Origin of the sequence: Bradyrhizobium tropiciagri, from assembly GCF_018130545.1 — a bacterium.
Taxonomy (GTDB): Bacteria; Pseudomonadota; Alphaproteobacteria; order Rhizobiales; family Xanthobacteraceae; genus Bradyrhizobium; species Bradyrhizobium tropiciagri_A.
In genome coordinates this window covers 612,829-626,322 of sequence record NZ_JAFCKF010000005.1, presented here as the reverse complement: position 1 = coordinate 626,322, position 13,494 = coordinate 612,829, and the positions used below count along the sequence as shown (strand labels likewise).

13 protein-coding genes are annotated in these 13,494 nt (G+C 64.7%); 5 read left to right on the top strand and 8 right to left on the bottom strand.

The window, feature by feature from the left end; all coding sequences use genetic code 11:
• Positions 1–7: 7 nt before the first annotated feature.
• A complete protein-coding gene (locus tag JQ616_RS24435; RefSeq protein WP_212018836.1) occupies positions 8–1,336 on the bottom strand; it encodes an adenylate/guanylate cyclase domain-containing protein in 1,329 nt (442 codons plus the stop codon).
• A gap of 395 nt (positions 1,337–1,731) precedes the next feature.
• Here JQ616_RS24435 and JQ616_RS24430 point away from each other — a divergent pair, with 395 nt between their 5' ends.
• On the top strand, positions 1,732–3,102 hold the full coding sequence (locus JQ616_RS24430; RefSeq protein WP_212018834.1) for a TIGR03808 family TAT-translocated repetitive protein: 1,371 nt from the start codon (positions 1,732–1,734) through the stop codon (positions 3,100–3,102).
• A gap of 10 nt (positions 3,103–3,112) precedes the next feature.
• Here JQ616_RS24430 and JQ616_RS24425 read toward each other — a convergent pair whose 3' ends face one another.
• From JQ616_RS24425 to JQ616_RS24410, 4 genes are all read right to left on the bottom strand, one after another.
• Entirely contained in the window at positions 3,113–3,607 is a 495-nt protein-coding gene (locus JQ616_RS24425) for a TIGR03809 family protein (RefSeq protein WP_212018832.1), read from the bottom strand.
• 100 nt (positions 3,608–3,707) lie between these two features.
• Complete coding sequence (locus JQ616_RS24420; protein WP_212018830.1) at positions 3,708–3,929, bottom strand: hypothetical protein; 222 nt, start codon at positions 3,927–3,929, stop codon at positions 3,708–3,710.
• Between the two features lie 431 nt (positions 3,930–4,360).
• Entirely contained in the window at positions 4,361–5,107 is a 747-nt protein-coding gene (locus JQ616_RS24415; protein ID WP_212019154.1) for a hypothetical protein, read from the bottom strand.
• Positions 5,107–5,676, bottom strand: a complete 570-nt coding sequence (locus tag JQ616_RS24410) for a sigma-70 family RNA polymerase sigma factor (RefSeq protein ID WP_163160500.1) — start codon at positions 5,674–5,676, stop codon at positions 5,107–5,109. Before JQ616_RS24410 ends, JQ616_RS24415 begins: the two co-directional genes overlap by 1 nt.
• 417 nt (positions 5,677–6,093) lie before the next feature.
• Between JQ616_RS24410 and JQ616_RS24405 the strand changes: the two genes are divergently transcribed.
• Together JQ616_RS24405 and JQ616_RS24400 are read left to right on the top strand one after the other, a co-directional pair.
• A complete protein-coding gene (locus JQ616_RS24405) occupies positions 6,094–7,242 on the top strand; it encodes a GGDEF domain-containing protein (RefSeq protein ID WP_212018828.1) in 1,149 nt (382 codons plus the stop codon).
• Positions 7,243–7,304: 62 nt separating this feature from the next.
• Entirely contained in the window at positions 7,305–8,411 is a 1,107-nt protein-coding gene (locus JQ616_RS24400) for a DUF2336 domain-containing protein (RefSeq protein ID WP_212018825.1), read from the top strand.
• Between the two features lie 57 nt (positions 8,412–8,468).
• Here JQ616_RS24400 and JQ616_RS24395 read toward each other — a convergent pair whose 3' ends face one another.
• Positions 8,469–9,107, bottom strand: a complete 639-nt coding sequence (locus tag JQ616_RS24395) for an NrsF family protein (protein WP_212018824.1) — start codon at positions 9,105–9,107, stop codon at positions 8,469–8,471.
• A gap of 2 nt (positions 9,108–9,109) precedes the next feature.
• Positions 9,110–9,655: a sigma-70 family RNA polymerase sigma factor gene (locus JQ616_RS24390; protein WP_212018822.1), complete on the bottom strand. Its 546-nt coding sequence runs from the start codon at positions 9,653–9,655 to the stop codon at positions 9,110–9,112.
• A 71-nt stretch (positions 9,656–9,726) separates the two neighbouring features.
• On the opposite strand from JQ616_RS24390, the gene JQ616_RS24385 reads away from it, so the two are divergent.
• Together JQ616_RS24385 and JQ616_RS24380 are read left to right on the top strand one after the other, a co-directional pair.
• Entirely contained in the window at positions 9,727–10,662 is a 936-nt protein-coding gene (locus tag JQ616_RS24385) for a hypothetical protein (RefSeq protein WP_249137165.1), read from the top strand.
• Positions 10,663–10,788: 126 nt separating this feature from the next.
• On the top strand, positions 10,789–11,568 hold the full coding sequence (locus JQ616_RS24380) for an enoyl-CoA hydratase (RefSeq protein WP_212018820.1): 780 nt from the start codon (positions 10,789–10,791) through the stop codon (positions 11,566–11,568).
• Here the strand turns inward: JQ616_RS24380 and JQ616_RS24375 are convergent.
• Complete coding sequence (locus JQ616_RS24375) at positions 11,565–13,427, bottom strand: acetyl-CoA hydrolase/transferase C-terminal domain-containing protein (protein WP_212018818.1); 1,863 nt, start codon at positions 13,425–13,427, stop codon at positions 11,565–11,567. The genes JQ616_RS24380 and JQ616_RS24375 overlap by 4 nt on opposite strands.
• Positions 13,428–13,494: the final 67 nt, after the last annotated feature.

Genomic DNA, 13,494 nt, shown 5'->3' with positions numbered 1-13,494 from the left:
GGCCAGCCTACTGGACGGCAGCGTACAAATCCCAAGCCCCCGGGATGCCTTTGAGATCGAACGAGCCGCGCTCCGCGAATTTCAATCCGGCTCCTGCGACCAGGTCGGTCACGACGCGCGATACGAGCACTTCGTTTGCGTCCGACCGCCCCATCACGCGAGCGGCGACGTGGACGGCTATTCCGCCAACGTCGCTGCCGCGTACCTCAATCTCGCCGGTGTGCAGTCCGGCGCGCAGCGGCAGGCCGAGCTGGCGCGCGCCTTCGCCGAGTGCGAGGGCGCAGCGAACGCCGCGTCCCGGTCCATCGAACGTCGCCAAGATGCCATCGCCGGTATTCTTCACCAGCTTGCCTCGATGCCTCTCGACGACCTGCGCTGCCAAGCGGTCATGCGAATCGAGCAGTTCGTGCCAGCGGCGATCACCAACCTCAATGGCTTTCGTCGTGGAGTTGACGATGTCCGTGAACAGGACGGTAGCCAGCACACGATCAACTTCCTCTCCTGCCTCCGGTCGGTGACCGGTGACAAATTCCTCGATATCGCCAATCACTCGTTCGCATTCGGTCGTAAAGAAGACGCCGTGCGGAAGACCCTCATATTCGATGTATCTCGCGCCGGGGATTGCAGCCCCCAGCTTTCGTCCCTCCGACACGGGCACCACGGCATCGGCCTGGCTGTGCAGCACGAGAGTTGGGACGCGCACGCTCTGCAACACGGGCGTAACGTCGATCAGTCGGTTCATCACCATGATCGCCTTGAAGGCACCGGGGCTGCAACTCATCCGCTCGAACTTGCCGAGCGCCGCGAGCTGCTCTTGAGAACCGTCCGTCAGACCGACGACGTTCTTCATCATCTGCCCCGAGCCCCAGTTTGCGACAGCCCTGTCGGCAAACGCCTCGAACTGGGCCGCGGGGATCGAGTAGCCGGCGCGCACGAAGCCTCCGACCAGAACCAGGTGGGAAACACGGTCTGGGTGTGTGGCCGCAAAGAGGACGCTCATGGGACAGCCTTCCGACATGCCCAACAACACCGTATTGCGGGATCCCGCCGCATCGAGCACGGCGCGAACGTCATCCATTCGCTCTTCCAATGACGGCACCCCGGACACACGATCGGACAATCCTTGACCGCGCTTATCAAAGCTTATGATCCGGGCGAAGCGCCCTAGCCGCTGCGCGTTGCCGCTTATGCACGGCAACTCATGTACGACCTCAAGGTGGGAGATCGAACCGGGCACGATCAGAAGGTCGATCGGCCCCTCTCCGGTCACATGATAGGCAATATTGACATCGCCGCTGCGCGCGTATTGCGTCCGGGGCATAATGAAATCGGCCATATCCAACTCCAGTACCGCGACGTGTTGAAAAAGCTTTTCGTGGCAATGTCGAAAGACGAAATGAGAAATACTAGCACACGACGCAGGTCTCCATTGGAGAAAATGCCGCCGATCTGGACCTAGGGTGGCCTTCGCCGGGACGACGAGGTGTGGGGAGAACTGCGATCTCCGCTCCAGCGTCGGCGCCTCTGGAACACTGGATCACCCGGTTTCGCTTCGCGGGTGATGACGCCGCGAAATCGCTCTTTGAAGATGTGAACAGGCTCCACCCAGGGTTAACCCTACCGCCAACAATCGCCCGGTTGCGGCGGCGTGTTCACCATGCGGCGGCGGGTTTCGCGCTACCACTCGACCGCGAACGTCACCGCTCGCGACTATGTGCGAGGGCCATGCCCATGGACGTCAACCGCCGCCATCTGATCGGAGCAACCGCCGCCGGCGCAGCCGGTGCGCTCGCGATGTCGCCGGATGCTGCGCGCGCCGCGCAATCTGCCGGCTCGCTCGGCCGCGACGTCACGCAATATGGCGTCCGCCCCGGCAGCCCCGACGACCAGACCCGCAATCTGCAACGCGCGATCGATGACGCCGCGCGTGCGCAGGTGCCGCTGGCGTTTCCGCCCGGCGTCTATCGCAGCGGCCTGTTGCGGCTTGCGCCGGGCAGCCAATTGATCGGCGTGCGCGGCGCCAGTCGGCTCGTCTTCAACGGCGGCGCCTCGCTGCTGGAAGCCGAAGGCGCCGGCGGCATCGTGCTGATGGGTCTTTCCTTCGACGGCGGCAGCATCCCGCTGCCGGCGCGGCGCGGCCTCGTGCATTGCCTGTCCGGCCGCGACATCCGCGTCACCGATTGCCAGTTCACCGGCAGCGGCGGCAGCGGCATCTGGTTCGAGCAGATGGCGGGCGACGTCAGCAACAATGTCTTCACCGACATCGCGAGCACGGCGCTGGTGTCGTTCGACGCGCTGGGCCTGATGGTCGCGCGCAACACCATCAAGGGCACCAACGACAACGGCATCGAGATCCTGCGCACCGCGATCGGTGATGACGGCTCGATCGTCGCCGACAACCGCATCGAGGACATCAAGGCCGGGCCCGGCGGCTCCGGGCAGTACGGCAACGCCATCAACGCGTTCCGCGCCGGCAACGTGATCGTGCGCGGCAACCGTATCAGGAACTGCGACTTCTCGGCGGTGCGCGGCAATTCGGCGTCCAACATCCACATCACCGACAACAGCGTCAGCAATGTCCGCGAGGTCGCGCTCTATTCGGAGTTCTCGTTCGAGGCAGCTGTCATCGCCAACAACACCGTCGACGGCGCCGCGATCGGCGTCTCCGTGTGCAACTTCAACGAAGGCGGCCGGATCGCGGTGGTTCAGGGCAACATCATCCGCAATCTGCTGCCGAAGCGCCCCGTCGGCACCGACCCGAATGACGGGGCCGGCATCGGCATCTATGTCGAGGCCGACAGCACGGTCTCCGGCAATGTGATCGAGAACGCCCCGACCTTCGGCATCGTCGCCGGCTGGGGCAAGTACCTGCGCGACGTTGCCATTACCGGCAATGTGGTGCGCAAGGCGTTCGTCGGCATCGGCGTCTCGGTGGTGCCGGGCGCCGGCTCCGCGCTGATCAATAACAACATGATCTCGGAAACCCCGGGCGGCGCGGTGGTCGGGCTGGATCACGCCCGCCCGATCACGTCAGATCTGTCGGTGGGCGGCGCCCAGCAATATGCGCAGCTGACGGTTGGCGCCAACGCGGTGCGGCGTTAGCGCCGGATCCCTACAACGCGTTGCGCAGCAACGGATAGCGCCGCTGGATGGTGTCGAGATCGAGCACCGGCGGCGGCATGACCGGAGGGCGCGTCTCCAGCGGCGGCGCATCAGCCACGGTGGTGGGCTCCTCCAGCACCTCAGCCGCCGTCTCCAGCGCGGCCGCGACCGCGGTCATCGCAGCCTCCGCCAATGTCGCGGCCTCCGACCGGCGCTCCGGTGCCGGCGAGATGCGGCGCGGCGGCAGGATCGATGTGCCGCGGCCAAGCCAGGACAGGTCGATCGGCGAATTGTCGAGCGAAGCTTCGCGGGTCAGCAATTCCTGCCAGATCTCGACCGCAGCCCGTGCTTCCCTGATGTTCTCAAGAAAGGCCTGCTCGCTGTGATAGCGGCGCCAGCGTCCGGTTTCGAACAGTTCGGTAAGGTGTTCCAGCCTTTGCTCGGCGAGGTTGCACCAGCGTGCAACGATTTCCTGGCCTCTGGCCACGTCGGTCCGATGTGTCATTCAAACTTGCCCGCAGGGAAAGAAACGGACGCAGACGCAACCGAACCGAATCAACTGGACGCGACGCTGATATTCTGTGGAAAAGGTAAATAAAGTCTAACTAAATTCTTAATCGGGAACGGGCGATGAAAGAAGTCCGCTCGACTACGGAGTTTCTTGCGTGAACCATCGTCAAGTCATCGGCTTGCATGGTGGCGATGCGCATCGTTTCCACGGCCCGCGCAGCCCGATGATCCACAGCAATCGTCGCCGCTGCCGCGCCGTTCGCGATCGCCCTGCGCGCAGGCTCTGAGGCGTCGGCCGAGTTCAGCCAGCCGGTCATGTAAAGGTGTCCCCCAAAAGCAAAGACCCGTCCGGGGGGACAACCGGACGGGTCAAAGCCATATGGGCGCTTGGGGTGGATGGGCGCTCGCGCCTGATATAGCCGGGGAGGGATAAACCGCTCCCACACACATAAGTCGTGAGAGGAAGGCGGACGTTCAAATCCTCGGCGATTTTTTTAACCTTTTCGCCGTGCGGTTCCGCCGCACCGTTTCAGGCGTTCTGCGTTGAAAATCACGGCGTGGGATAGCGATTTGCAGCGGAAACCTCCGATGCGATCGACCGCGCGGGTTCATTCAACGCGCGGCTCACGGAAGTGTTATTGCTGTTGGGAGTCGGCAGGGCTGCGACGGTTTGTCCACGACCGCGACAACAGCTGCGTCTGGTCCGGCCACAAGTGCCCCAAGCCGGCGCAGAACCGTCGGCCGGCGTTTAAGGTGTTTCGACCGCGAGGCTGACGATCTTCTCTTTCTGCAAACGGGCAATCAGCGCGGCGACGCTGTCCTTGTCCATCGCGCGGAACTGCAAGCGGAACATGCCGCCCTTCCCGTCAACGATCGAGCCCTGGTAATTGTCCAGCAGCGCGGAGATGTCGGCGATCCTGGCATCCGGCGTGAAGCGCACCAACAACCGCGTCGGCGTGGCGGCCACGCTGGCACCGAGGTCGCGGGTGATCGGCGCACTCGGCGCAACGGCCGCGCTCGGCGCTGCGGGCGCGCTGCGTTGTTCAATGGCATCAAGCGAGGCGGTCTGGAACGAAGCCGGCTGGCTGCGCATCAGCACTGCCCCGATCACGCCCGCCTGCAACAGCACCACGACCGCACCGAGGCTGGACGACCAGGCCAGCGTCCGCGGCGACAATCTGGAAAAGAACTCCGAGATCCCGGCCGATACGCGCGCGCCCGCCGACGGCTTGCGCTCCGGCTCGGCGTCGATCGCGGCAAACAGCTTCTGCATGGCGCGCTGCGAGGGCGCACCGAGGCTCTCGTTGAGGCCGATGGTCTCGGCATATTCCTCGCGGATGACGGCATATTGCCGGGCGAGCTCCGGATCGGAGGCGAGCGCATCCTCGACACGGCGCGCGTCACGCGCGTTCAGCGTGCCGGCCGCGTGCCAGGGCAGCAGCATCTCGACATCGTCAGGATCTTGGCCCTGCACTTTCTTGTTGCTCGCAGCCATCATGGCCAACCTCGCTCGACACCGGCTGCCTTCAGCAACTCGGCAAGTTTCTTGCGCGCATAGAACAGGCGCGTCTTCACGGTATTCTCCGGAATCCCCACGATCTCAGCGACATCTTCCACGGATTTCTCGTGATAGTAGACAAGATCGACAATTTCCCGATGTTCCGCCGATAGTCCCGTCAGGCACTTGCGCAGCGTGTCACCGGTGTCCTTCTTCTGCACTACCGTTTCCGGATCGTCGGACGTGTCCTCGATCGCGTTCGCGGCCTCATCGTCCAGTTCGGCGTCTTTCCTTCGCCGCAGCGAAGATAACGCCTTGAACCGGGTAATCGCCAGAAGCCAGGTTGAAACGGCGGATCGTCCCTCGAATTTGCCCGCCTGACGCCACACGTCCAGAAAGACCTCGCTGATGAGGTCCTCCGCCACCTGTTCGTCCCGCACCAGCCGAAGCCCGAAGCGGTACACCCTGACATGGTGCCGTCCGTACAGCACCTGCATGGCAAGCCGGTCGCCTTGAGCGATCCGAGCGATCAGAACATCGTCTGAAGCCGCCTGTGTCGCGCTCAATGGCCGTCTCGCAAAGTTGGTCTGAGGGGGGTGGCGCGTGGTTCGACGCGAGAGCCAAGATTCTTCACATTACGGCAATGTCCGGACCGCATGTGTGATCTATGACACAGCCGGCGATTCCAATGAGGGAAAATCGTCGGCGACTCCAAAGATGGTATCATAATACTCTTAACTCTCGCAGGCATATTCCGCGCGGGACCATAGCAAGGCTTCGCCGCCATGCCAGCGCCGTCGCGAAGCGCGCTGCCGCGCGAGCCGGCGGCACGAGCGCTCCCGGCCAAACCCAGCCAACCGGATTCTCCTTACAAAACAAGGATGATGCCCGCATTACACCGGAGCCAGATTCGGTTCCCAAAGATACCAAACCTAAAGGCTTTCCCACTTAGATTTTCGCCAGATTTCAGCAATGGCGAGACCATGGGCAGCGCTGCGTCGTCACTTCCCGGCCCGATCGCGAACGCATCGGACAGCGGCCGTCCCAGGCTGACGCGCGAGCGCCTGGCGCGCCGGGCGAGGCAACGCCGCCAGATCCAATCGATGATTGCCGCCTGTTTCGTGCTCGATGCCGTCGTGCTGCTGATCTACGCGCATGCCGGCACCACGTCCGTTGCAGTGGCAACCGGGTATGCCCTGACCGGCCTCTGTTTGGTCGCCGTCTACGTCGTGCTCTCGGAACGCGGCTTTCACGAGCACTTCCGCGACCACTACCTGGTCGCACCGCAATCGGCCGTCAACATGGTGAACCTGCTGCTGTTCACCTACATCGCGCCGGAAGTCGGCGTGCTGTTCCTCTGCAACCTGTTCGTGGTGTTCGGCTTCGGCGCGCTGCGCACCTCAGCGCGGCAGACCGCTGTGGTCTGGACCATCATGGTGCTGGGCCTGGCCGCTCTGTTCCTCGGAACCGACAAGCCGATCGGGATGCCGACCGCCACAAAGATCGACCGCCTCGCCACCATGGTGGTATTCGCGCTCACCATCGGGCGCTGCATGTATCTCGGCATCTTCTCGAGTTCGATGCAGCAATCGCTTTATCAAAGCGGCCTGAAGCTGAAGGAAGCCTACCGCCGCATCGAGGAGCTCGCCGAGCTCGACGAGCTGACCGGCACCTCCAATCGCCGCAGCATCATGCGCACGCTCGAGGACGAGATCGCACGCTGCACCCGCAACGGCAGCGCCTGCGCGGTCGCGCTGATCGACCTCGACCATTTCAAGCGCATCAACGACGTCTACGGCCATCCGATCGGCGACGAGGCGCTGCGCACCTTCGCCATCGGCATGTTCGCCAATCTGCGCAGCATCGATCGCTTCGGCCGTTACGGCGGCGAGGAATTCCTGCTGGTGCTGCCCGGCCTGTCGCAGGACCAGGCGACGCGCGCGCTCGAGCGACTGCGCGCGATCATCGCCGACCTCGACTGGAGCGCGTTCTCGCCGGGCATGCGGGTCACGATCTCGGCTGGCGTCACGACACTGAAGCCGCAGGAAACCTCCGACACATTGCTCGCCCGCGCCGATGGCGCGCTTTACGCAGCCAAGGCCAGGGGACGCAACCGTATCGCCAGCGCCTGAAACCCCTTCATTTTCTCGATTCGGCGACGGAGAAACCGCCGCCACCGCTCCAGGACAGAGTCATGAGTTCGAAGCCCGCGACCGCCCCCGAAAATCTGCTCGACGAGTTGCAGACCACCCTCGCCCACGGCACCGTCGCACGCCGTGTCGAGACGCTGCGCCGGGTGACCGACCTCTTCATCAACGGCTCGGTGAGTTATTCGGACGAGCAGATCGTGCTGTTCGACGACGTCTTCCAATGCCTGCTCGAGCACATCGAAAGCTCGGCCAAGGCGCTGCTCGCCAACCGCCTCGCCCCGATCGACACCGCGCCGCCGCAGACCATCCGGACGCTGGCATTCGACGACCTGATCGAGGTCGCAGGCCCGGTGCTGACGCTGTCGCCGAGGCTCGACGACGACACCCTGATCGAGATGGCGCGCAGCAAGAGCCAGGCGCACCTGCTCGCGATCTCCAACCGCAAGACGCTGAGCGGTGCCGTCACCGACGTGCTGGTGCTGCGCGGCAATGACGAGGTGATCCAGAGCGCGGTCAACAATCCCGGCGCGGAATTCACCGAGCGCGGCTTCACCCGCCTGATCAGCCGCTCCGAGGGCGACGAGAACCTGTCGACCTGCGTCGGCCTGCGCCCGAACATCCCGCGGCATCTCTATCTCAAGCTGGTCGCGAAGGCCTCCGATACGGTCAGGCAGCGGCTCGAGGCGGCCAATCCGCAGCAGGCCAAGGAGATTCCGATCGCGGTGAAGGAAGCCACGCGACGCGCGCGCTCGGCCCCCGCTGCCGTGACGTCAGACACCACCATTGCGCACGCGCTGGTCAAATCGCTCTATCAGGACGGACGGCTCGACGAATTCCAGCTCGCGGCCTTCGCCGAGGCCGGCAAGTTCGACGAGACCAACGCCTCGCTCGCCGCGCTCGCCAACGTCTCGGTCAGCATCGCAGAGAACATGATGATCGAAACCCGCGCCGAGGGTGTGATGATCCTGGCCAAGGTCTCGAGCCTGTCATGGTCGACGGTGCGATCGATCATCAACCTGCGCGACGAGATCTCGGGCGCCGAACCGACCGACTTGCAAGCCTGCAAGGACACCTATGAGCGGCTGCGACCGTCGACCGCGCAGCAGGTGCTGCGCTTCCATCGCATGCAGCAGTCCGCGCCCGCGGCTTAGATGGTTGTTTGACGCGCTTTCTTCACGCGAAGCGCGACCGCTTCGCTTGAAAACGCTCTAATACCGCAACGCCCGATTTCCCATCAGCGCGCCGACACTCGCGACGATCGCGGTCGCCAGCGTGTACCAGGTGGCGACGAACAGCGGCGAGTCATCGGTGCAGTGCGATGCATAGACCGTTGCCGCGAGCCCTGCCGACAGCAGGCCGGCCACGGCACCTGCGACCGCCGGCCGCGCCGGCGCGCCCTGCCGCAGTCCGTACAGCGCGGCGACCAGCAGCGGCAGCGACATCGCGGGGATCGCGGTCATGCACGCCATCGAGTTCTTGCCGATCAGGCGTGTCATCATCGGCGTCCGCTGTGGCATCATCATCTCGCCGCTGATTGCGGCAACGAGGATGCCGGCCGGAATCAGCAGCCACCAGCCGAAGCTGCGCAGCGAAGCTTCCGGCCGCGACAGATGCAGGCTGACCGCGATCGCCGAGGCCGCGAGCGCCAGCGTCACCGCGAATTTCAGGTCGAAGAACGGATTATGCATCGCGCTCATCACGTCCGGTCGCACGCCGAGCTCGGCGAAGAAGATCAGCAGCGAGACCGGCGCCGCAGCCAGCAGCGCCAGCATCAGCGCCAGGCCGATCGGACGCCCGCGATAGGCATTGTCGGCGGTAAGGGTTCGAATGAGTTGATCGGTATCCATGCTCATCGGTCCCGTAATTTCGCGGTGAGGCTCGCAAGCCCGCGATGCAGTGCGACCCGCACCGCGCCCTCGGTCATCGAGAATTTCGCCGCGGTATCCTTGATCGAGGCACTGTCGACCGCAATCGACTGCAGGACGTCGCGCTGCCGCGCCGGCAGCGCCTGGAGCTGCGCAGTAACCTCGCCGGGTGAGGCCGTCGGCTCCGGTGTTTCCCCCGGCAGCGTCTCGGCGAAATCATCGATGTTGACGAAGATGCGCCGGCCGCGGCGGCGCAGCGCGTCGATCAGCTTGTTGCGCGCGATCGCGAACAGCCACGGCGCGAACGGCGCGTTCGCGTCCCAGGTCTGTCGCTTCAAATGCACCGCCAACAAGATGTCCTGCACGATGTCCTCGGACTGATCGACCGGTTGTCCCGCGCGCGCCAAGCCGCGTCGCGCCGCGGCACGGAGTACCGGCGTGATGGCCTTGAGCAGGCGATGATACGCCGCGTCATCGCCTGAAATGGCCGACCGCATCAGGTCGGTCCATTCATCCTCACGTTCGCGCACGCAGGCTCCTGAATTGCAATTCGGCCGATCTTTCAGTTCGTTACGCGGCAAGCCAACAATATCACGAATTCGTGATCGCGATCTTCCGGCCGGGCCGCGCCGAGCATCAGCCTCAAAGAATCGCTCCGGCGGGTTTGCAGACGGAACGGCTCATAACACCGATCGGTCCGACAAGCATCGGGGCTGCCGCCGTCGATGGCCTGATAGGACGAAATTGCCCAGCTTTCGCCCCCTCAGGCCCGAAGATTCCCTCTTTTTGCCCCGGTGTGGACACGCAGCAGGGTCTCTTTTCGCGTTTGGGCGGGCAAAATGGGGAGATCATCAGAATGAAGATCAAAGCCAGCGGGCGCTTGGCCTTGATGGTTGCGACAGGGCTGACAGGGCTTTGCCTGTGTCTCGCAGCGCCGTTGCCGGCGCATGCGGCCGGTTCGGACGCATCAGCATCAAAGTCCGACAGCGCGACCGACGCATCCGCGCAGCAGAGTTCGCGGCATGGCCGGCGCCATGCCCGTCACCAATCTGCCAAGACGGCTGAGAAGACGGCCGACAAATCCGAGAGCAAGAAGGCTGCGAGCACTGCCGGCAGCGTGACGTCGGCGGGCATGCCCGCCACGGTCGCCAATGCCAATGCGGAGCTGACCTCCGGCGACGGCAATGCGAGCCCCGCGCCCGCCAGCGTCAATCCCATGATGGCGGCCTCCGACAAGCCCGCCGACGCGCAACCCGATAGCAACGTGGTCGCGTCCGACCAGCTCAACGATGTCGACCGCGCCCTGCAGCAGGAGCAGCCGGCGGAACCGCCGCAACCGGCTCAACCGCAGACCGCGCAGCAGGAGGCACCTGCGCCGCAGCCCCCGCCTGTTACCGCAGCCGCACCCAAGCCGGCCCCGGTTCTGGCAAGCAGCGACAGCGCGAGCCTGGACCAGACCTCGCTGATCGGGAAGATCTTCATCGGGTTTGGCGCCCTGCTCACGGTGGCTTCCGCCGCACGGATGTTCATGGCCTAGCCAAGGCGGCCCGCGGCCTGTGGCGCAGCAGCGCCGCAGGCGCGGCCCAAAGCCTCGGTTCAGCCACTTGAAGCGCATCCCGTCAGCGGGCACATTGCCCGCCAAATCAGGCACGGGGTTTGCGTCATGGCTACGTTCGAATTCATCATCGTCGAGAGCAAGGGACCGGTCGGCGTCATCACGCTGAACCGACCGAAAATGCTGAATGCGCTGTCGTTCGGCGTGTTCCGCGAGATCGCGGCGGCGGTCGACGATCTCGAGGCCGACGACAAGATCGGCTGCATCCTGATTACCGGCAGCGAGAAGGCCTTCGCCGCCGGCGCCGATATCAAGGAGATGCAGCCGAAGGGCTTCATCGACATGTTCAACAGCGACTTCACGGCGATCGGCGGCGACCGCGTCGCGCGTTGCCGCAAGCCGACCATTGCGGCGGTCGCCGGCTATGCGCTCGGCGGTGGCTGCGAGCTCGCGATGATGTGCGACATCATCATCGCCGCCGACACCGCCAAGTTCGGCCAGCCGGAAATCACCCTCGGCACCATCCCGGGCATCGGCGGCACCCAGCGGCTGACCCGCGCCATCGGCAAGTCGAAGGCCATGGACCTCTGCCTCACCGGGCGGATGATGGACGTAGCCGAAGCCGAGCGCGCGGGCCTGGTGTCGCGGATCGTTCCGGCCGACAAGCTGATGGAAGAGGCGCTCGCCGCAGCCGAGAAGATCGCCTCGATGTCGCGTCCGGCTGCTGCGATGGCCAAGGAAGCCGTCAACCGCGCGTTCGAGACGCCGCTTGCTGAAGGCATGAATGTCGAGCGCAACCTGTTCCACTCGACCTTCGCGCTCGAGGATCGCTCCGAGGGCATGGCGGCGTTCATCGAGAAGCGCAAGCCGGTCAACAAGAACCGCTAGCCCATTCGGCTTCGCTGCAATGCCGCGGTGACGAGCGCGCGATAGGCGCGCTCGGCAACATGCGTCGGCTTGTCGAGGCCGAGCCGCGCCAGGCATTCGCGATCGGCGGCATCGGGCGGATGCCGCATACCCTGCCACAACAGGCCGGCGAGTTGCAGCGGCGCGCGCTGCGCCTGCTGCAAGATTTGCAAGGCCGGAATCAGCCGCTGCTCGACATCGGTGAAGTCGCTGCCGAACGGGAATGACGGCAGGAGCCCGGCGTCACGCGCGGGCTTTAGAGCGGCGCCGATGCGCTCGGGATAATTTTCGCGGTGAACCGCTGCTATCTCGTGGCTGCGCGGCAGCTTGCCGGCATCCTTGGCCTGCCGCATCAGCTCGCTTTGGAAACGCGAGTCCGAGACCTGCAACATCGCGGCGATCACGTCCGCGTCGGATTTCCCACGCGTATCCGCGACGCCATACTCCGTGACGAAGACGTCGCGCAGATGTCGCGGAATGGTCTCGTGGCCGTAGGACCAGCGGATGTTCGACTCCGCCTGCTTGCCGGACTGATGGGTCGCCTCCAGCGCCAGCACCGAGCGCGCGCCCTCCAGCGCAAACGCCTGCGCGACGAAATTATACTGGCCGCCGACGCCGCTCACGACCTGGCCGTTCTCGAGCCCGTCGGAGACCGCCGCCCCGAGCAGCGTCGCCATCATCGCATTGTTCACGAAGCGCGCATCGACGCGGGCGCGGCGCTTGCCCGCTTCGTCGCCGAAGATCTCGTTGGTGAAGGACACGGGCATCATCTCGATCCGCGCCAGCTGCTCGCCCGGCATCTCACGCAGCGCGCGGTAGAAGGATTTCGGCCCGAGGAAGAACGCGCCGTGCAGGATCACGCCGTCGACGTCGCGCTTGAGGATGCCGGCGTCGATCAGCCCGAGGAATGCCTCGAACAGCATCTCGCTGACGCCGTAGAGGCCCTTCTCGAACGGCCCGGTCTCGGCCGCCGCGAGCTGCTGGGTGCCGGGTGCAAGGCGCTGCATGATGCCGTGGAATTGGGCGTTGTCGCGATGGCGGACCACGAGCCCCTGCGCCAGCGCGTCGCCGACCTGCCCGATGCCGATCTGCAGCGTGCCGCCATCGCGGACCAGGCCCGCGGCATGCAATCCGATCGCATATTTGGTATCGCTGATCGGCTCCGATGGCGGCGCAAACAGCGGAAAATCGGTGTCCGGACTGTCGAGGACTGCGGCGAATTCATCCGCGGGCAAGTCGCCGGGGCCGGGCATGAACGGCAACTCGGAATTGACCTGGCCGACCAGCTTGAACGACGCCCGCCCCTGCGCCCTCGCGCGCAGTACGTCGAGCGTCGTGTCGGTGTTGCAGCTCAAACTGTAGCGCGGCACGCCGTCGACCATGCGCTTGGCGACCAGCTGGGGGACGACGTTCAATCCGCGTGACAACAAATATGACGCCGCGTGGGTGTAATTGGCGGAAATGTAATTCTGCTGGGCGATTGGCCGATACAGCCACTGCCCTGCGAGGAAGAAGAACTCGATCACCTTGATGTTGGGCGGAAGCGCGCCGTGATGCAGTGTCTCCGCATAGGCCAGGTCCGGATAACCGCCGAACAGCCGATCGATCACCGGGCCGATGAAGCGTTGTTCGAGCATGCTCTTCGGCTTCGGCTTTTCCAGCGTCAGCGCCGAGAACAGCGTCAGGTTGATGGAGCGGTCGGCGACCGCGCGCGCATACAGCGCATTGACGACGTGGTTGGCCTTGCCGAGGCCGAGCGGCAGCCCGACCACCAGTTCGGTTCCGACGTCACGAATGATGTATTCCGCGATCGCCTCGGGGTCAGAGAAAAGCTTGGGCATCTGCAATGAACCCGGGCAGGCAGTGGATAACCGGCGTCGCTGAATCGACGACCGGCGGTTCGAACTT